The organism is Sorangium aterium (genome assembly GCF_028368935.1).
Lineage (GTDB): Bacteria > Myxococcota_A > Polyangia > Polyangiales > Polyangiaceae > Sorangium > Sorangium atrum.
The window spans coordinates 403,782-422,730 of record NZ_JAQNDK010000006.1 but is presented as its reverse complement, the minus strand read 5'-3'; the positions used below and the strand labels follow the sequence as shown (position 1 = coordinate 422,730).

Annotated in this window: 15 protein-coding genes; 3 read left to right on the top strand and 12 right to left on the bottom strand. The window is 68.1% G+C overall.

Annotation, left to right across the window (positions count from 1 at the left end):
- Positions 1 to 78: 78 nt before the first annotated feature.
- The gene (gene glgX / locus POL72_RS45695) at positions 79 to 2,403 is read right to left on the bottom strand and encodes a glycogen debranching protein GlgX (protein ID WP_272103205.1); all 2,325 of its coding nucleotides are present in this window, start codon (positions 2,401 to 2,403) and stop codon (positions 79 to 81) included.
- Between the two features lie 289 nt (positions 2,404 to 2,692).
- On the opposite strand from glgX, the gene POL72_RS45690 reads away from it, so the two are divergent.
- Both POL72_RS45690 and POL72_RS45685 read left to right on the top strand, forming a co-directional pair.
- On the top strand, positions 2,693 to 4,345 hold the full coding sequence (locus POL72_RS45690; RefSeq protein WP_272103204.1) for a 4-alpha-glucanotransferase: 1,653 nt from the start codon (positions 2,693 to 2,695) through the stop codon (positions 4,343 to 4,345).
- Positions 4,346 to 4,575: 230 nt separating this feature from the next.
- Positions 4,576 to 5,883 (top strand): ammonium transporter, encoded by a 1,308-nt coding sequence (locus POL72_RS45685; protein WP_272103203.1) that lies wholly within the window; start codon positions 4,576 to 4,578, stop codon positions 5,881 to 5,883.
- Positions 5,884 to 5,976: 93 nt separating this feature from the next.
- On the opposite strand, the gene POL72_RS45680 is transcribed toward POL72_RS45685, so the two are convergent.
- The 11 genes from POL72_RS45680 to POL72_RS45630 all read right to left on the bottom strand — a co-directional run bounded on the left by POL72_RS45680 (position 5,977) and on the right by POL72_RS45630 (position 17,418).
- Entirely contained in the window at positions 5,977 to 6,681 is a 705-nt protein-coding gene (locus tag POL72_RS45680) for a hypothetical protein (RefSeq protein WP_272103202.1), read from the bottom strand.
- Between the two features lie 120 nt (positions 6,682 to 6,801).
- On the bottom strand, positions 6,802 to 7,116 hold the full coding sequence (locus tag POL72_RS45675) for a hypothetical protein (RefSeq protein WP_272103201.1): 315 nt from the start codon (positions 7,114 to 7,116) through the stop codon (positions 6,802 to 6,804).
- Positions 7,047 to 7,514: a hypothetical protein gene (locus POL72_RS45670; RefSeq protein WP_272103200.1), complete on the bottom strand. Its 468-nt coding sequence runs from the start codon at positions 7,512 to 7,514 to the stop codon at positions 7,047 to 7,049. The genes POL72_RS45675 and POL72_RS45670 overlap by 70 nt, the downstream gene beginning before the upstream one ends.
- A gap of 308 nt (positions 7,515 to 7,822) precedes the next feature.
- Positions 7,823 to 9,091, bottom strand: coding sequence for a hydroxymethylglutaryl-CoA reductase, degradative (locus tag POL72_RS45665; RefSeq protein ID WP_272103199.1), 1,269 nt, complete (start codon positions 9,089 to 9,091; stop codon positions 7,823 to 7,825).
- Positions 9,092 to 9,454: 363 nt separating this feature from the next.
- Complete coding sequence (locus POL72_RS45660) at positions 9,455 to 10,561, bottom strand: phytoene/squalene synthase family protein (RefSeq protein ID WP_272103198.1); 1,107 nt, start codon at positions 10,559 to 10,561, stop codon at positions 9,455 to 9,457.
- Between the two features lie 579 nt (positions 10,562 to 11,140).
- The gene (locus POL72_RS45655) at positions 11,141 to 13,111 is read right to left on the bottom strand and encodes a squalene/oxidosqualene cyclase (RefSeq protein ID WP_272103197.1); all 1,971 of its coding nucleotides are present in this window, start codon (positions 13,109 to 13,111) and stop codon (positions 11,141 to 11,143) included.
- The gene (locus tag POL72_RS45650) at positions 13,098 to 14,093 is read right to left on the bottom strand and encodes a Rieske 2Fe-2S domain-containing protein (RefSeq protein WP_272103196.1); all 996 of its coding nucleotides are present in this window, start codon (positions 14,091 to 14,093) and stop codon (positions 13,098 to 13,100) included. The genes POL72_RS45655 and POL72_RS45650 overlap by 14 nt, the downstream gene beginning before the upstream one ends.
- Entirely contained in the window at positions 14,090 to 15,217 is a 1,128-nt protein-coding gene (locus POL72_RS45645; protein WP_272103195.1) for a Rieske 2Fe-2S domain-containing protein, read from the bottom strand. Before POL72_RS45645 ends, POL72_RS45650 begins: the two co-directional genes overlap by 4 nt.
- Positions 15,214 to 16,260: an NAD-dependent epimerase/dehydratase family protein gene (locus POL72_RS45640; RefSeq protein WP_272103194.1), complete on the bottom strand. Its 1,047-nt coding sequence runs from the start codon at positions 16,258 to 16,260 to the stop codon at positions 15,214 to 15,216. Before POL72_RS45640 ends, POL72_RS45645 begins: the two co-directional genes overlap by 4 nt.
- Positions 16,260 to 16,844 (bottom strand): class I SAM-dependent methyltransferase, encoded by a 585-nt coding sequence (locus POL72_RS45635; RefSeq protein ID WP_272103193.1) that lies wholly within the window; start codon positions 16,842 to 16,844, stop codon positions 16,260 to 16,262. Before POL72_RS45635 ends, POL72_RS45640 begins: the two co-directional genes overlap by 1 nt.
- A gap of 148 nt (positions 16,845 to 16,992) precedes the next feature.
- The gene (locus POL72_RS45630) at positions 16,993 to 17,418 is read right to left on the bottom strand and encodes a YybH family protein (protein ID WP_272103192.1); all 426 of its coding nucleotides are present in this window, start codon (positions 17,416 to 17,418) and stop codon (positions 16,993 to 16,995) included.
- An 848-nt stretch (positions 17,419 to 18,266) separates the two neighbouring features.
- Between POL72_RS45630 and POL72_RS45625 the strand changes: the two genes are divergently transcribed.
- Positions 18,267 to 18,875: a DUF6431 domain-containing protein gene (locus POL72_RS45625; protein ID WP_272097401.1), complete on the top strand. Its 609-nt coding sequence runs from the start codon at positions 18,267 to 18,269 to the stop codon at positions 18,873 to 18,875.
- Positions 18,876 to 18,949 lie beyond the last annotated feature (74 nt).

The following is an 18,949-nucleotide window of genomic DNA, read 5'->3' as shown; positions in this document are numbered from 1 at the left end:
CGCAGAGGTCCAGGGTAAGCCTTGCGAGCTTGTATGCCTGCTCGTACGACCTCAGCCAGCCGCACAGCGTCGGGACGACTACGCCCGCTGCGCCTTCACCCGCTTGACCTTCTTCTTCTCCTTGCGCTCCAGGAGCCGCAGCACCGCCACGGACCGGTCGACGAGCAGGTAGCGCTCTCCCCCTGCCCTCGCAGGCACCGTACGCGCCGGCTCCCCGGCGGTGCGGGTGTCGATGAGCACCTCCCACCGCTCGCCGAACTCGATCGCGGGCAGCACGAACTCCAGCGGCGAGTGGTTCGCGTTGATGAGCACGAGCAGCGTATCGCCGGAGATCGGCTCGCCGCGCGTCCCGAGCGCCGAGAGGGCGTCGCCCCCGAGCAGATAGCCGATCGCCCGCGCGTTCGGGTGGGTCCAGTCCTCCGGCGTCATCTCGGCGCCGTCGGGGCGGAACCACACGATGTCCTTGAGCCCGCTCCCGTGCACGTAACCGCCCGAGAAGAACATCCGCCGGCGCAGCACAGGCTGGCTCCGGCGCAGGGCGATGAGGCGGCAGGTGAACTCGAAGAGCTGCTTCCGCCGCTCGTCGAGGTCCCAGTCGTGCCAGGAGAGCTCGTTGTCCTGGCAGTAGGCGTTGTTGTTGCCGAGCTGCGTCTTTCCGATCTCGTCGCCGGCGTTGATCATCGGCACCCCCTGCGAGAGGAGGAGCGTCGCGAGGAGATTGCGCTTCTGGCGCTCGCGCAGCTCGACGACAGCGGGGTCGCTGGAAGGGCCCTCGACGCCGTGGTTGTAGCTGTGGTTGTTGTTCGTGCCGTCCCGGTTGCCCTCGCCGTTCGCCTCGTTGTGCTTCTCGTTGTACGAGACGAGATCGTTCAGCGTGAAGCCGTCGTGCGCCGTCACGAAATTGATGCTCGCGTAAGGGCGGCGCCCGCTCGACGCATACAGATCGCTCGACCCGGTGAGCCGATACCCGAGGTCGGCCGCCAGCAGATCCCCCTTCCAGAAGCGGCGCACCGAGTCGCGGTAACGGTCGTTCCACTCCGTCCAGAGGACCGGGAAGTTGGCGACCTGATAGCCACCCTCGCCCACGTCCCACGGCTCCGCGATGAGCTTCGTGCGCGAGAGGACCGGATCCTGGTGGATGATGTCGAAGAACGAGCTCAGGCGATCGAAGTCATGGTGACCGCGGGCGAGCGCCGACGCGAGATCGAAGCGGAAGCCGTCGACGTGCATCTCGGTCACCCAGTACCGCAGGCTGTCCATCACCAGCTGCAGCGTCTGGTAATGACGCGTGTTCACCGTGTTCCCGCAGCCCGTGAAGTCCATGTAGTAGCGCGGGTTGTGCGGCACGAGCCGGTAGTAGGTCCAGTTGTCGATCCCCTTCAGCGAGAGCGTCGGGCCGAGGTGGTTCCCCTCCGCGGTGTGGTTGTACACGACGTCGAGGATCACCTCGATGCCGGCGGCGTGGAGCGCCTTCACCATCGCCTTGAACTCGGTCACCTGCTGACCGAGCCGCCCGCTCGACGAATAGCGGCCCGCGGGCGCGAGGTACGCGAGCGTGTTGTAACCCCAGTAGTTGACGAGCCCGCGCTCCCAGATCTCGCGCTCGCTCGCCATCTCGTGCACGGGGAGCAGCTCGAGCGCCGTCACGCCGAGCTTCTTGAAGTGGGCGATCGCCGCCTCGGAGGCGAGCCCGGCGTAGGTGCCGCGCAGGTTCGCCGGGATGCCCGGGTGCCGCTGGGTGAAGCCCTTGACGTGGACCTCGTAGAGGATCGTGTCCTGCCAGCGCGTCGCCGGCGGCCGGTCGCCGTCCCACGCGAAGCGGTGGTCGACGACGACGGACTTCGGCGCGCCCCAGGCGCTGTCGCGGTGGCAGATCTCCAGGTCGTCGAGCGGGGCCGGCGGGGGCGGCGGCGTGGAGTCCTTCCCGCGCGCCTCGGCGGCGCGGCGATCGCTCGCCGTCTTGCGCCCGCCCTCGCCCTTCTCGGGTGCCGCGCCGTCCCGGCCCGCCTCCTTGGGCCGGCCGGCGCCGCCCTCGGGGTGCCCCCCGCGGTCGTACGCGAAGAGCGGCGCCTTCCAGTTCGGCTCGCTGGCGAGCGCGTACGCGTACGGATCGACGAGGAGCTTCGCCGGGTTGAAGCGCTGCCCGGAGCGCGGGTCGTAGGGCCCGTGCACGCGGTAGCCGTAGAGCTGGCCGGGCTTGAGCCCCGGCACGTAGCCATGGAAGACGTGGGCCGTCCGCTCGGGGAGCTCGATGCGCTCGCGCTCCACGACATCGTCGACGGCCTCGAAGAGGCAGAGCTCGACCTTGGTGGCGGACTGGGAGAACAGCGTGAAGTTGACGCCCTCGCCGTCAAAGACGGCGCCGAGTGGGGTGGGCGTGCCGGGCCATATGCGTCTGGTCATCTGAAAAACCTGTGAAGCCGCCCTATTCGCGAGATCGGCGCCGCTGTCGAGACACAAGCGCGCCCGGCCTGATTTTTCGGCCGCCGCCCCCGGGATCGCCCGGCGCCGGGCCGCTCGGCGGGCCCGCCCTCGCGCCGTGCGCGATGTCGCGGCCCCCTGTGCGAGCTCGGCAGCGGCGGCCGCGGCGGTGGCGGCGGCGCTACCGTACGGTCGCAGAAGGAGCATCCAGGGCGGCGCGACCCGCGATAGACTCCGCCCCTGAACGCCTGGAGCCAAGCGAAAAACGCCCATGTCTTCCCCCTCTGCTGAAAATCAGTCCCAGAGCACGCCGTCCCCTTCCGGTCCCGCTTCCGGCGCGCGCCGCCGCACTGCCGGCGTGACGGTGCCGCTCTTCTCCCTGCGCAGCGATCGCTCGTGGGGCATCGGTGAAATCGGCGATCTCCCCGAGTTCGCCGCGTGGATGCGCACCGCGGGCCTGCGCCTCGTGCAGCTCTTGCCGCTCGGCGAGGTGTCGGGGGGCGAGACGTCGCCGTACATGGCGCTCTCCGCGTTCGGGATCGATCCGATGTTCATCTCGCTGTCCGCCGTCCCCGAGCTCCCCGAGGAGCGGCTCGGCGAGGCGCTCGGGGACGACCTCGGGGCGCTCGATCGGGCGCGGAGCAGCGCGCGCGTCGACTACGATCTCGTCCGCCGCGTGAAGCGGCGGGCGCTGCGCTTCGCCTTCGACGTGTTCGAGCGCGAGCACCACGCGAAGCAGACGCCGCGCGCGGCCGAGCTGGCCGAGTTCGTGAAGCGGCAGTCGGACTGGCTGCCCGACTACGCGCAGTTCCGCGCGTTCAAGGACGCCTTCGAAGGCGTCGCGTGGTGGGACTGGCCCGAGGCGATCCGCGAGCGCAGGCCGGAGGCGCTCGAGTCGCTGCGGCGCGAGCGCGCGCGGGACATCCTCTATTACGAGTACGTCCAGTGGCTCGCGCACGCGCAGTGGGAGGCGGCGCGCGCGGATCTCCGGGGCAAGGGCGTCGAGATCATGGGGGATCTCCCGTTCATGGTGGCGCGCGACAGCGCCGACGTGTGGGCGCACCAGGGCGAGTTTCGGCACGACATGACGGTCGGCGCGCCGCCCGACCAGTTCGACACGGAGGGGCAGCGGTGGGGGCTCCCGCCGTACTTCTGGGCCCGGATGCGCGAGAACGACTTCGCGTGGCTCCGGCGGCGCTGCCGCTACACCGGGCTGCTCTACGACCGGTTCCGCATCGATCACCTGGTCGGCTTCTACCGGACGTACATCTTCCCGGAGCAAGGGCAGACGGCCCCGGAGGGCGAGCGGCCCAGGGCGACCTTCGATCCCGCGGAGGAGCCGGAGCAGCGCGAGCACGGCGATCGGGTCGTGCGGGCGATGCTGGCGGGGGCGGCGGAGACCGGGGCGCAGCTCGTGGCGGAGGATCTCGGCGCGGTGCCGGGGTGGGTCCGGGAGTCGCTCTCGGAGCTCGAGGTGCCCGGCTACAAGGTGCTGATCTGGGAGAAGGACGACGTCGTGTTCCGCGATCCGGCGGAGTATCCGGCGCTCTCGGTGGCCTGCTTCGGGACGCACGACACCGACTCGGTGGTGGTGTGGTGGGAGTCGCGGGACGACCGGGAGCGCGCCGGGGTCCTCGATCTGCCGCAGCTCGCGCCGCGCCGGCAAGAGCTCGGCCCGCAGTTCACGAAGGAGACCCACCGCGCGCTGCTCGACCTGATCCTCGGCTCGAAGAGCGAGCTCGTGCTGCTGCTCCTCCAGGACGTCCTCGCCACGCGCGATCGGATCAACGTCCCGGGGACCGTGGGGCCGCAGAACTGGTCGCTCCGGCTGCCGGCGCCGCCGTCTGCGCTCGATCGGGATCCCGAGGTGCGGGCCGCGCTCGATCGGGTGCGCGAGAGCGTCGAGGCCAGCGGGCGCGGATAACGCGTCATCGCCCGCCGTCTCACGCCCCCTCGGGCCCACCGGCGATATAGTCTCACCAAAAATCCGTCGATCCGCTGTAAGAGCGAGTCGGCCAGCGTGCTGACGGCGGAGGCGCCCACGCGCTGACTCGCTGCGTCGTCGGGGTATGTTTCGTGCAGTCGCGAAGTATATCCCGACGAAACATTCTGGAAAACTGCCTTCTCTTACTGTCGCGGTCGAGGAGGCCACCAGTGAACGAAATCAACGCCTCGGACACCACCTGGCTCCTGGTCTCGTCGGCAATGGTTCTGCTGATGACGCCAGCGCTGGCCCTGTTTTACGGGGGCATGGTCCGAACGAAGAACACGCTCAGCACATTCATGCACAGCTTTTTCGCCATGGGGATCGTGACCCTGGCGTGGGTAACGCTCGGGTACTCGATGGCGTTCGCCGAATCCAAGGGCGGGTTCATTGGCGGCTTCGACTACGCGTTCCTGAACGGCGTTGGCACCGAGCCGCGCGTCGGGACGACGGTGCCTCACCTCCTGTTCATGGCGTTCCAGATGATGTTTGCCATCATCACGCCGGCGCTGATCTCGGGCGCCTATGCGGAGCGCATCAAGTTCTCGTCGTATGTGGTGTTCACGCTGCTCTGGTCGCTCCTCGTCTACAGCCCGATCTGCCACTGGGTCTGGAACCCGGGCGGGTGGCTCCTCGCGCGCGGCGCGCTCGACTTCGCCGGCGGCACCGTCGTTCACCTCGCCTCGGGCGCGAGCGCGCTCGTGATCGCGATCGTGATCGGCAAGCGCAAGGGGTACCCGACGCGCAAGATCGTGCCGCACAACCTCACCATGACGCTGCTCGGCGCCGGCCTCCTGTGGTTCGGCTGGTTCGGCTTCAACGGCGGCTCCTCGCTCGCGGCGAACGGGCTCGCCTCCGTGGCGTTCGTGAACACGCACATCGCCGCGGCGATCGCGGCGCTCGCGTGGGCCCTCATCGAGGCCGTGCGCTTCGGCAAGCCGTCGCTCCTCGGCGTCGCGTCGGGGCTCGTCGCGGGCCTCGTCGCCATCACCCCGGCGGCGGGCTTCGTCGGGCCGATGGCGTCTGTCGCGATCGGGCTCGCCGCGGGCGCCGTGTGCTACGGCGCCGTGATGCTGAAGGGCAAGCTGGGTTATGACGACAGCCTGGACGCGTTCGGCATCCACGGCGTGGGCGGGCTGCTCGGCGCGCTGCTCACCGGCGTGTTCGCCTCCAAGGTGTGGAATTCGGCCGGCCAGGATGGCCTCATCAAGGGCAACTCGGCGCTGCTCACCGAGCAGGCGATCGCGGCCGCGGTCGCGGCGGCTTACGCTGGGGTGGTCACCTTCGTGCTCGTGAAGGGGATCAGCGCGGTGATGGGCTTCCGGGTCGACGAGGAGGTCGAAGACGAGGGCCTCGACGGCGCCCTCCACGGCGAGGAGGCCTACTCGCTCGGCGAGGGCGGCGCTCACGCCGTCGAGAGCGAGCCCCCGGCCGCCAGGCCGGCGGCGGCGCCGGTCCTCGTGCGCGAAAGCGCCTGATCCAGCGCAGCGGAGGCTCGCTCGCGGAGGCCGCCTGGCGGGTGCCAGGCGGCCTTCGTTGTTTTGTCCCCTGCCCTTCCCGGCAGGGAGCGGTCACCTGCAACTGAAGGCGGGCTCGCCGGTCTGCTCGCAGCCGTGGTCGCACGTGACCTTGGCGCACCCGCAGCGACGCAGCCTTCCGCGGTCGCCGTCGGCGCCGTGATCGCAGTCGTCGCTCAACGTGCGGCACTCGTCCTGGCAACGCACTTTCTGCGCGGGCGACGGCGTGCAATCGACGACCGCGGCGCCGCCGGAGGAGGCCGCGTCGCTGCACAGCTCGACGGACGCGACCTGCTCCAGCAGCGGGATGATCCCCCCGATCATGCATTGCGCGTGCGGCTCGCAGACGTGGTCCCGCAGCACCGCCAGCACGCGGACGCGCTGCCCGCTCAGCGCGCGCCAGTCCGGACCGAGCCAGCGCTCGGCGTCCTCGCGCGACAGGATCCTCCCGGCGATGAGGGGCTGTGAGCCCTTCGTCAGCGTCATCGTACCGACCCAGCGCTCACGCGCCGGCGCGTCGCCAGGGCGCTCACCCTCCGTCGGCGGAGACGCCGGCGGCGTGCCGGCGGGCGCGGCGCTCACGGCGGGCGCCGGCGCTGCGACCCGCGCCGCCGGGGCGACCCGCGCCGCCGGCGCCGTCGAGGGGGGCGCGCCCTCCGCGCAGCCCATCGCCCCGGCGCAGCACGCGCCGGCCAGCGCCCGGCGAAGCCATCGCCGCAATCCCGCGACGGGGAGCCGCGGGGCACGCACCGAGTTCATGGAAGGCACGGGTCACCTTACCACGCGTCGGCGTGGACACGCGCCAGGGCGCGCCGGCTGCGGCCGAGCGCCGGTGCGGAGTCAGCTCGCGGCGCAGCCGCTGCCGGGAGAGCTCGAGCGTCAGCTCGCGGCGCGCAGCCACTGCCGGGAGAGCTCGAGCACGCGCGCGTTCTCGGGGATGTCGAGGAAGCTCGGGCGGTGCGCCGCGGGCAGCGCCTCTGCCCGCACGAGCAGCCGCTCGCGCGCGCCGGCGATGACCGCGGACGCGCGCTCCCGGTCGCCCGCCGCGTGCAGCGCCTCTGCATGGACGAGATCCGCCAGCGTGCTCTTGTACCCCGGCGCCGGGCGATCATCCCGATCGCCACCTACCCGACGATCGAGCCGCGCCAGTACCCCGCCTGCACGAAGCTCGCGCGCGCCGCCTCGGCCATGCACAGGCCCGTCCACAGGTCCCCGTCCCTCCACGCCTCGTGGAACGCGAGCGCGATCTGCAGCCATCCGCGCGCGACGGGGTCCCGCTCCGCGACCGGCTCGGTCACCTCGCGCACCCGCCTGGTCAGCGCGTCGGCGAGCCTGAACTCGCCGAGCCGCGCCGCGTAGTAGCTCCCGGCGGCGAGCGCGAACGCCGCCGAGCCGATCCCCTCCGGGGCGAGCTCGACCGCCTGCCGTTGCGCGGAATGCGGCGGTAGCGTCGCTGCCCGTCCGGTGGACGCGGCGCATGGAACGCAGGAACTGCCAGCGCTCCGCCCTGCACCGAACGTCGCTGCGCTGCCCGCCCCCTCGCCCATCGCCTCGCTGTCCCCGAACGTCGCTGCGCTCCCTGCGCCAACCATGGCTGCGCGCGACTACCTCGGCTCGCCGGAACCTGCCGTCGCTCCGGTCGAGCGTTCCAGAGCTGACGCGCCGCTCCGCGCTAACCGTCCGGCCGACGAGCGGCGACACGGGACAGGACGAGACGCATGAGCGGATGGTTTCCTTGAGGGGGAACGTAGTTAATGCGGGGCTCCGCTCCCGTGCGGTGCCACTGATACACCACCGCGACCTGACGCGACGCTGTGAACCTGTGGCGTTTGACGGCGCGCTGAGGGCCGCGCGCCTAGAGCTGCACGAGGTGGCCCCCCAGGGTGGTGCCTGGTCTTGTTCATGTCTCGCCCTCTCCCTGCTGCACCACGCGGGCACCGTCGGCGCGCTCCGGCGCGAACCGCTTGGCCTCGCCCGACGGCGACGCCGCTGCCCCGCCGCTCCCCGCGGCCGCCAGCGCGCGCTTGCGCTCGTGGAGCCGCATGTGGCCCCGCTGGATGCCCTCGCTCGCGAGCGCGCGCAGCGCCGCTAGGTTTGAGGCGAGGCCGACGGAGGCGAGCACCACTGCGAGCTCGCGTGCGCTCTTCGCGCCGACGAGCTGCAGCGCCGCGCGCACCCCCGCGTGCACCTCGGCCAGGCCGCCCACGGTGCCGACGGCGAGCGGCAGCTCTGCGCGGCCCACGACCCCGCCGGGAATGCGCTCCCACGTGCTGAGCGGCCGGTAGCGGCCGCTCATGGCGGCGTACGCGTGCGCGCCGGCCTCGATCGCGCGGAAGTCCTGCCCAAGCGCGACCGCGGTCGCGTCGAGCCCGTTCATGAAGCCCTTATTGTGGGTGGCCGCGCGGTACGGATCGAGCTCCGCAAAGCGGATCGCCCGCGCGATGCCGCTCGCCACCTCCGCGCCGCCGAGCGCCTCGTCGGAAGCGGTCGCCGTTACCCGGACGAGGCGGCGTACGGTCAGGTTCGAAAGGATCCGGAGCCCGAGCGTCCCGCCGGCGATGCGCTGCACGAGCGGCGCCACCGCCTCCGCCACGGTGTCGACCAGGTTCGCGCCCATGGCATCGCCGACCTCCACGTAGAGGTGCACGACAAGCACGCCGAGCTCCGCCGAGAGGACGCGCGCCTCGACGTCGCGACATCCGCCGCCGCGCGCCACCATCCTCGGAATCGCCGCGTCGCCGGCCGCGAGCAGGCTCGCGCGCGCCGCTACGACCCGGCTCGCCGCCGCGTCGACGTCCGGCACGTCGTCGAGCTGGACCTGGGCTGTCATGATCGGCGGATCCGCCTCGCCGGTGAACCCGCCCGATAGGCGGACCATGCGCGCCGCGTTCGACGCGGCGGCGATGACGCTCGGCTCCTCGACGGCCATGGGCACCAGCACGTCGCGCTGGTTGACGCGGAAGTTCAGCGCCAGGCCGAGCGGAAGCGCATGCGTCGCGATAACGTTCTCGCACAGCCTGTCGGCCACCGCCGTCGGCAGCCCGCCGCCGCTCGCGAGGTGCGCTCTCGCGTCCTCGTCGAGGACGCCGAGCGCCTCAATCGCACTGAGCCGATCCTCGAGGCACCGCTTGTAGAATCCGCTGATTCGGCTGAACACATTCTGGCTCATCGTGATCCTCCGCACGTCGCCCGCGCTCGCTGGGGCCCCGCGAGCGTGCTCGTGACCGCCACCGGGTGCGCGCTGTGCTCCCGAGAGATCGTCATCACCGCCTCCGCTGGGCCGTCGGCATCGTGACCCCCTCCAGCACCGCCTTGTCCGGCTGTCCGGGAGCGGCCCCGCAAGCTGTGGAGTGAACGTGGCGCCTTCGATGCATCGATAAGTTGGTGCTCAGCGTCACTTTTCCAGAAGGGAGTTGGATTCACGTAAGTTTTTATGTCAACCAGTGCGTGCAGCGCGGCTGTACGGTGGGGCGGCCGCAACGAGGAGCTTGGCTTTCGCATCGCGTTTCGCTTTCGTAGCCCCGCCAGCCGCCTATGAGGCGGCGAACCTCCCCGCGCGCGCCTGCTCGATCAGCCAGCACACGCCGCGGTTGCTCATCACGAGCATCGTGCCACTGACGAGCAGCCGCTTCACCTCGCGCCGCGAGATCTTCGGCGCGTCGCCCGGGACGAGCACGGCCTGCGTGTGCGCGAGGTCGCGCAGCGTCGCGTAGGCGAAGAGCAGCGGGAAAACGCAGAACATTCGAATCGCCACCGCGCGACGCGGCAGGGCGAGAAGGTACAAGCGAGCCTCTTCGAGGTCGCGCCAGGCGATTTCGATCAGCTCGGTCACGGCGGCGTGATTCTGCCGCGCGAACTCGGGCGCGAGCATCGTCGCGTGGCTGCTGCCGTGGAGCTGCAGCAACTGCTCCGGCAGGTAGATCGCGTTATCGGCCGCCGCGTCCAGCGCCACGTCCTTAAGGATGTTTACCGTCTGCAGCGCCTGAGCGAACGCCCGGCAGTGGCGGCGGAGCACCGCGTACCGGCGGCGACTGACGTTCGGCGAGTGCTCGTGCCAGAGATCGGTGAGCATGTAGCCCACAGTTCCGGCCACATAGTAGCAGTATTCGCGGAACTCGTCGAGCGTCTGAACGCGGATGCCGTTCGGATAGCGCAGCACGAACCGGCTCATCCCCTCGACCATTTCGACTACCCAACGGCGCACGTGACGCTGCGTGCCCGACGGCAGCGCGCGGAACAGGGTGAAGACGTCGGGCGTGTGGCGCACGAGGCGGGCGTGCTCGGGGTTGCAGCCGAGTGCGGGGACGAGCGCGGGGAATGCGGAAGCCGCTGCCGGCCCGTCGAAGCAGTCGAGTAGCCGCTCGAGCAGCGCGGCCTTTTGGGCGGGCACGATCGTGCGCTCGTCCTCGACCGTGTCGGCGATGCGGCAGATGAGATACGCGGCCAGGACGGCGCGGCCTAGCGTACCAGGCAGGGCGCGAATGCTTAGCGCGAAGGTGCGCGACGCTGCAGGCAGGATGGCTCGGCAGAACCGCTCTGCCCTCTCGCGTTCGGCGGCGGTCGGCGGCACGTTGGGCGCGGGCGGCGGCGCCGCTCCCGCGCCGGTCACCGCCTGCTGTCTGGCCGTGCGCTCTTGCATACTCTGTTCCCCCATAGCTCGTCCTCGTGCCGTATCGTGCCCTGCCGAAACCTGCACCACCGCAATGGCGCTCGCCTGAGGCCGCGGCGGCTGGGCGCCCGCCCGTTCGTCGACCGCGCCCCGTCGCCGAGCCGGCCGCGTCATGGATGCCGAAATGACGACTGAGTCGCCGACGGCCACACGCGCGGGCGGGTTCCGCGGACACTTACGCTTCGCAAGCGCGAGTTATGCTACCCAGGACCGCCCATAGATAGCTCTTAACACACGAAACTGGTCGTGATTCCTATCTCTCCCGAAGCGATGCTGCTCGTCCACGACGGCCAGGCCGAACTGCGCAAAGGTGCTCCTCCTAGTTGAGAGCGTGGGTACCCGCAGTGACACATCCGTCCGCCCCCTGGCGTGGTGCCTCTATTGAGTCGAGCATTGGACCGCCGCGCACGCGACAGGCGGGTCGCTTCGCCAACATATCGGACATCGCACAAAGGATCGTCAGAAAACGGATCACCACAGCCTGGATCATGCGATTCGGAGGAACGCTCGCTGCAGGCCGAGGCGCAATCGACAATTCGGTCTCCAACGTCACACATGTCCCCTTCGATCTACGTAGGCGGCCAAGGCCCATAGGGGGAAGTATGTCCTGTAGAGCGGGAATTGGATGAGCGCTGTCCGGAAGAACACGCCGACGTGATCCTGCTCCGGCCATGTCCCGTCCATCGACTGGGTGCGTGCCAGGTATAGCGCCGCAGCGTCGAGAGCCGCGTGTTCGGAGGAGCCTCCTTCGATCAATGCGAGAAGTGCCCACGCGGTCTGGATGGCCTGGCTCTCCGGATGCGGCGTGTACGTGCCAGACCGGCAGCCGTCGTGATGTTCGCCCCAGCCGCCGTCCTGATTCTGCCGTGCGACAAGCCACTCGCATCCACGGGCGACGGCTTTCTCATGACCGCCCGCGCTGGCAAGACCGCGGATGCCGAAGAGCGTGCCGTAAATGAAATGCACGCCCCAGAACCCCGGCCACGAGCCGTCCCGTCGTTGCTGGCCGACGAGCCAGCCCACCGCACGCTGGACGGCCTTCTCGCTGCGCACGCGCAGGTCGGGGTCAAGGCGTCCCCGAGCCGCCCGCAGTGCGGCGATACACGACGCAGTACATTCGACGAACGAATGCTCCGTCATCGAGGCCGAGAACATCTCGGCAGGGTTCAACCACTCGAGCGTTGACTGGGTCTTCCGCGGTTCATATGTCCCGAACGCTCCGTCGGGGTTCTGACAGCGCAGGATGAACTCAGCCGCATGCGACAGCGCCTCCGCACTCAGAGCGGGCCCGAGGGCGCAAATCGCCTCGGCGGTGCAGTCGCTGACAGGCCACCCATGCCAGACCCCGGCGAAGCAGAAGCCGCCCTGTGGATCGATACGGTGGAATTCCTCAGCCTGTGGGAGCTTCTCGAAAATCTGCTGGGTTGCCAGAAAGCGCCTCCCCCTTTGCAGCGACCTCCGCGTTGCGTCGTCGTGACACGCGAACTCGAGGGCCTGAAGCGCAAACGCCGAGTCCCAGGTGGCACTTCGCGCACCGGCGATTCTCAGTCCTCTCTCGTCGTCCATCCATGTCCACATCTCATCGAACTGCGACCAGACGCGGGCAAGGTCGGTGTCGCTTGGATCGTTCAGCCAAAGGGCGATGGCGTCGATGATGCCGCTCACCGCCGAAATCGCGGTGTGCGATGTCGTACGCAGGTCGTAGCGTATGTACGCGAGCAGTCGCGCCATGGCGCGGCGCCGCAGCCAACTCGGTGCGGCGCATTCATAGAGGACGCTCAGCCGCCGCACGGCGCGGAACCGCACGGTCGGCGGTCGCCACAGATCCTCCGGGCGGCTGCGATAACGGGCGGCTGCGAAGTTGTTCTCCGTCCAGGGCCGTGCGAAGAGCTCGTGCCGCAGCTCCAGAATACGCGGCGTGAGCGGGCCTTGATGCCCCGACGCAAATACGTACGCCATGGGCGCGTAGATACGCCGCAGGTGACAGTAGAAATTCCCGGGATGAGCAAACAGCCAGCGCGGCAGTAGCCAAAGCTCGGGAAGGACCGGTGCCACCCCGTGCCATGGATACAGGTTCACGACAGCCAGCCAGAACTTGCCCCAGGCCGGGATGTCGAGCAGCCCGCCCGCACGGTCGATGAAAGCCTTGCCACGGGTGAGCAGCGGATCATCCGGGGGGACGTCGAGGAGCCGCGCCGCGACATAGACGAGCCCGGTGACGAACAGCGAGGACCGCGGCGCGCCATGAGAGCGCGCGGTCTCGACGTAAAGCCCCCAGGTGCCATCCGACAGCCGCGAGCTCTCGAACTGCCGCAGCAGCGCCTGGCGCCGCGACGACGCTATCGGAAGGCCGATCACGTGCGCGGCCAGCACGTACTGCGCGGCGATCATCGGGCACCAGATGACCTCTCCCTCCCAGCGCCCTTCCGGATGCTGCTGTGCAATCAGCGCCTGCGCGGCACGACGCATCGCGACTCCCGGCGTCGCCGCCGACACGGCATGCCGGTCAGCGTTCGCCATCTGCAACCGCCTTTCTCTCATTTTCGGTTTCTGCGTAGAACTGCGTGGCCCAGCGCCTGAAGCGAGCGATCTGACCGTCGCCCTTGCCGTAGAGCGGCGCGCTGCGGTAGATCTTGTTCTCCAGGATTGGGACGTCCTCGGTAAGAGCGGCCACACTCTGTCTGCTCAGCTGCGAGAACATCCAACGCGTGGCGAGCGGGCTCCATAGCTTCCGCATACTCATCGTCATGTGGATGTCGACGTGGTCATCGTCTATGGGCGTGAGAAGAGTCATGACTGTGAATGCGACCTTCACCACCGATTCGACGTGCACACGCGCATATGCCGTCCCCAGTCCGTAGTAGCGGATCTCCAGCGACCCGCGGGCCGCTGGCAGGAATGACGACAGGATCTTCTGCCGGTAGCGCGGAGTCATCCGAAAAGTGAGCAGCGGCCCGTCGGTCTCGACCGAATCATCGAGAGTGCGCTCGAAGGCGACTCCGTGGACGACCGTGTAATGCGCTAGGTCGACCCCGTTCTCGTTGAGTTCCTGGACGTGGGTGCGGACACGCCAACGGCCGATGACGCGCATGCGCGTCCAGTCGGCCGAATGGAGCTCGGGATGGGGCGGAACATGCCACGATGGCGCCTTTCCGTGCACATCGTGGTAGGCAAAGATGACGCCGTTGATCTCCTCGACCGTCCAGCCGGGAACCTTCGCGCACGGCACGTCGTGGGAACACCTGCCGCTCCCGTCGAATCGCCAGCCGTGGAACGGACATCGGATCGTTTCACCGACGACCGTCCCACCTATGCCCAGGTGCGCACCCAGATGGGGGCAGTGGGCGTCTAGGACATGCGCTCGGCCATCGGTCGTGCGGAACAGCACGAGCGCCTTACCAAAATACTGCAGAGGCACTACCTGCCCCACGCGCAACTCGTCAGTATAGGCAACCCGGTACCAGCCGGTTGGATAGGGAGAGAAAGGGAATCGTTGGGTCATGGCGTCTCCTCCGAGCTCTCCGTCGGCGCGGCAGCACCCGTGACATATTCTTTCCACTTCCGGATCATTAGGCGCTGGATCAGCAGAATTGCCGGACTCAGCTCGAGCGCAGGCATCGCAAAGTGGCGTTCGTATCCGCATTGCTCGGCCTCGATAGCCATCCGATCCTGTTCCAGGATCGGACGGATGGTCAGATTTTTGCCGCTCTGGATGATCAGGTTCGTCAGCCATCGCGGAGACTGGAAGGGCAGCAGCGGGAGCCGGATGGCTCCGAAGTAGAAGAGGAAGAACGCTTGCGTGGTGCGGGAATCAATGGGAAGAACAAACGCCCAGCTCTTGATCAGTCCGCGCGTGCTGGCAAAATGATGCGGGTACTCGTAGGACAGATCCGTACGATCCGTCGCGAACCGGGAGCGGTCAACGAAGTATTTGGAGAATCGCCCCTGCCCAGTCAGCGTCGCGTAGCTAATATGCGCCTTGTCGCCGATCTCCTCGCACTTGTCGATCGTCGCGCCGACGAAAGGATTGTATCTGCGATGCAGATACGCGTGCGTAAAATCGTTGATGTTCTCGGCCAAGATGGAATGATGCGCTCGGAACACCATGTCGATCCGTGCGCAGGGCCAGGGATGCTCACATTCCAACTCTGGTATCGCGGGGATCGATTGGCTTGAGGAATTTGATGCGTTTCCAGGAAAGATCCAGATCAGATCGTGCCTCTCCTGCACAGGGAACGCATCGACTCCGCACACGGGCAGTCGGCGACCGAACAGCTCGTGGCCGACACCTACCAAACGGCCGCTCTCCCCAATCCGCCAGCCGTGATAACCGCACACGAGGTCGTTCGCGTTCACATTGCCGAGGCTCAGCTTGACGGCGCGATGCGGACACCGGTCCTCCAGCGCACGGACGCGCCCGTCCTCGCCACGAAAGATGGCGATGTCCCGACCCCAGAACCGTACGCTGATCACCTGACCGGGACGAACGGCGCCGCTGCGCGCGACGGGGTACCAGTAGTCTGGATGCAGGCCGGTGGCGCGCGCCTGCTGGCGGATGAGCCGCGCTTCCTCGAACGACGGCGGCTTCGCGTGGTCGGCCAGAAGGGGCTGATAGTGGAAACTCATTCTTGCCTCCCGAGGTGGGTATCTGTCTGGTGAGCCCGCGGCAGGCGCACCGCCTCCGGTGCGAGGCCACGGCGGATGAACCAGGAGCACGCATCGGCGACTCCCGCCCGTGGATCTGATGGACGGAACCCGAGTTCGCTCACCGCCTTTATGCAGTCGACCCGGCGTGCGCTGCGCAGGAGGCTCACTGCGCCCGAGGTGAATGGGCGATCGATATCTGGCAGCATCAGGGCATCACACGCACGCGCCAGCGCTGCGATCGCCATGGGCGGGAACCGTAGCGAGGGTCTTCGACAGCCGCTCGTCTCGCTGGCCACGTCTAGGATGTCGTCGATGGTCAGGAACCCGGACGAGAAGATGTACCGTTGCCCTCTCCGGCCTTTCTCCATAGCTAATACATGCCCGTCCACGATGTCGTCGGTTGTAACGCACTCGATTCCACCCGGGATGTAGGCGCGCATCCGACCACGCATAACCTCAAGAATCGCGCGACCGAGGCGCGACGGACGGAAATCGCCAGCACCGACGACAGTCGTGGAGATCGCGATCACCACGTCGAGACCATCAACCATCGCGCGCAAAGTCTCCTGCTCCGCTGCACTCTTGGTAAGCGCGTACGGTAGCCGGCGCTCCAGGGGATCGAACGGCGTCCGCTCAGTCCCGGGCTGGTCGTCGATAATGCCGACCGTGCTCTGCGAGCTCGTCACCACCACGCGCTTGACGCCGTGGGCGAGCGCGGCCCGAACCACATGAATGGTCCCGAGGACATTCGTCTCGAAGAGCTCACGCATCACCTCGGCGCCCCGGCTGGCGACGGAGATTTTCGCTCCGCAATGAAATACGCGTTCGCACCCGCTCAGCGCAGCGCTCACCGAGGCCGGTGATCGGAGATCTCCTTCGACTCGCTCAACGGGTAGGCCGTCGAGCGCCGAAGTGTCGGCGGACGGGCGCACGAACGCGCGGACCCGGTGGCCGTCTCGGACCAAGCGTCGGACGAGATTGCCGCCGATGAAGCCGGTCGCCCCCGTGACCAGCGTTGTCATCACTGCTCTCCTTTCTCCGCAATGCCGCAGGCGATCACGAACGCGTTGGCACGGATGCCGTCGAGCAGCGCGTAGCCGCCGTCCACGAGCGTCCGACGGGTCCGCGGGATCAGCTTCGGCGAATATCGGCGAAGTCCATTGACGATTCGCTGTTCGATCAATTTCCACTTCCGCAGGATGCCGCTGTCCTCCGCAATGGCGCAAAAATGAAGCGTATCGAACCCGGTGGCATCCAGCGTCGATCGTGTCGCCGACAGCGAGCCGGGGCCGGGGATGCCGTGGAAACGGCAGAGCGGCGCGATGTGCCCGCGCTGCTCCTCGGCGTCGAGGCGGTTGCGCATGAACCAGTCATGGGCGACGTACTTTCCTCCAGATCGAAGCACACGCGCGCATTGCCCGAAGAGCGCGGCTCGATCCGGCACGTAGAACTTACCGGGCCCCAATTCCCCCGCATCCGCGAGCTTGGTTTCGCTGGAGCGGATACCCTCCGCGAGGGTTTCTCCCGGCCGGAACGACGCGAAGTGGAACGATTCTCCCCAAATCCGGGTGTATATGCTCGTGACGCGCTCGTAGCACACCGGCATGACGTGCCGGTAGTGGGCTGCGCGGGTGGCTCCGTTATGAAGAAGGTTGGCGACACGCCGCACCCGAAGGCGGGGCGTGTGCCGAAGGGCTCGAGCGCCAGGCGAAACAGCAGCCGTCATGCCCATGGAGCAGACCTTCAGATGACTTCTATGCGCACGAGCCGCGTTCGTCTACGGCCGTCCAATTGATGACGATGCACCAGGAGCCGTCCGGCTGCCGACGCATCACCGAGCTGTTGATGTGGGCCATCTGCAGCTTCGCGCCACCGGGTCGCTCCCCTTCCACCCTCCACACCGAGCTCACCAAAGCGATGTCGCCGGTCTGGTGGACTTTGGTGTCATCGATAACGAACGTCGGATTCCGGGAGAGGAATGTATTCAAGTTGTCGCGCAAGGATTCCTTACCTCGCACCTCGGGCGCGGCCTTCGCCGCCGCGACATCCAGGCTTGCCGAGGGCACGACGAGAAGCGCGTTGTCGTCGAAAAGGCTCACGAGTCCGTCGAGATCGCGTGCTTGGGCGTACGTCACAAACAGTCTGTGACAGTCTTCCGGGGAATGGGCGGTCGCATTCATTCCACTCACTCCTATTTGATTCGATCTATTGATGGCGTGCATGGGCGCACCAACCGGTGCAGACATGGTGATGCCCACGCATGAGCGGAGCGTGCGCCGGGCTGAAGTGGCCCCTGGGGTAGTGTCACAAGATTCACGTCGCGGCGTCGCAAGAATTGACCGCGAGAGGCGTAGCGAATTGAGCACTCCCAACGCACGAAGAAATTCCGACACCGTGGGACCACGGGCATCGATTCCGGAAAAGAGCCGACCCGCGAGGTCGGCCAGGGATGTATCGATGGCCCAACGCCTGACCACATTCCGCGAGATCCGCTGGACGAACCGCTCTCGCGAGAAGAAGACGTGGTACAGAACGAAATTCAATGCATTTGCGCGCTGATAGGAGCGCGCCACCGCAGCAGCGTATTCCCGCTGCGCTCGCCAGAGTGTTACTGAGCACCGTCGTTGATGCCGATGATGCGCTTGTCGAGCCAGCTCTTTGATGGCGGGGCGGCCGGCTCACCGCAGCGCACCATCGCCGAGGCGGATCATGGTCGATGGCGACGTTGTCCGGGGGCAGCAAGCTGCCAGGACCTTCTCCGGCGATGCATTGCGCCGCGTTCGATCAAATTCTCAGCGTAGCTCCTCCTGAGCACGATCGCGTCGGTCGAATGCGGGTGCACAGGAAAAGAGGGAGCGCGCATTCCCTTCGTCTCCCGAAAATTACCAGCACGACTCCTCGCCCGTCCGCGTCACGAACGGGGTAGGTCAGCGACAGGAGCGGAGCATCGGCGCGGCGCGGGCCACAAAATAGGCGACGGGAGGAGCTCGTTTGGCCGCGTGCCCCCTCCCGTCGTGCTCCGAATCGCTTGAAAGAGCGGAGCCCTCAACAGATCGTCCATCTGGACCTCGATGTCAAAGGCTGGCTCGCTTCACCGCCCACCGTAGATCGCGCGCGGCCAGCCCGCTGCCCGCGTTGCGGTGCCGCGGCTTGCCCGCTGGGGGGCGGGTTGGGGCTGTGGGGTCACGGCTCGCGGTCCCGGCAGGTACGCGGGCCGCTGGCTGCCGGCGAGCGCGGCGGGCTCGTCACGATCGAGGTGCGCCGTTATCGATGCCGCCGCTGCGGCGCGACGATCACGGTCGTACCGCGGGGCGTCGCACCGCGACGGCACTTCGCCGCGACGGCGATCGGTCTGGCCCTGCTGCTCGTCGGCATCGCCAGTGCAGCGCTCATCGAGGTGCGGCGGCGTGTCAGCCCCTGGTCTGCCAGCTTCGATGCCGACAGCTGGGCGACCGTGCGGCGCTGGTTACGCGCCATCGACCAGGGGCGCCTCTTTCCGTCAGTCCGCCCCAGTCCCCTTGCTGCTTCGCTGCGGCAGCGGGCCGAGCGGGCCGCGATGACGCTCGTCGCGATGGCGCCTTTTGCGGCCGAGGTCCTCGAGGCCGCCGTCATGGCCGGCGCCGCGCGAGCTGCGTGATGGCGAGCGGCCCGCTTCTCGGGCTCATGTCGGGCTCCACCCGGCTGGATCCTCGGTCGGCGGAGCGCCTTGCG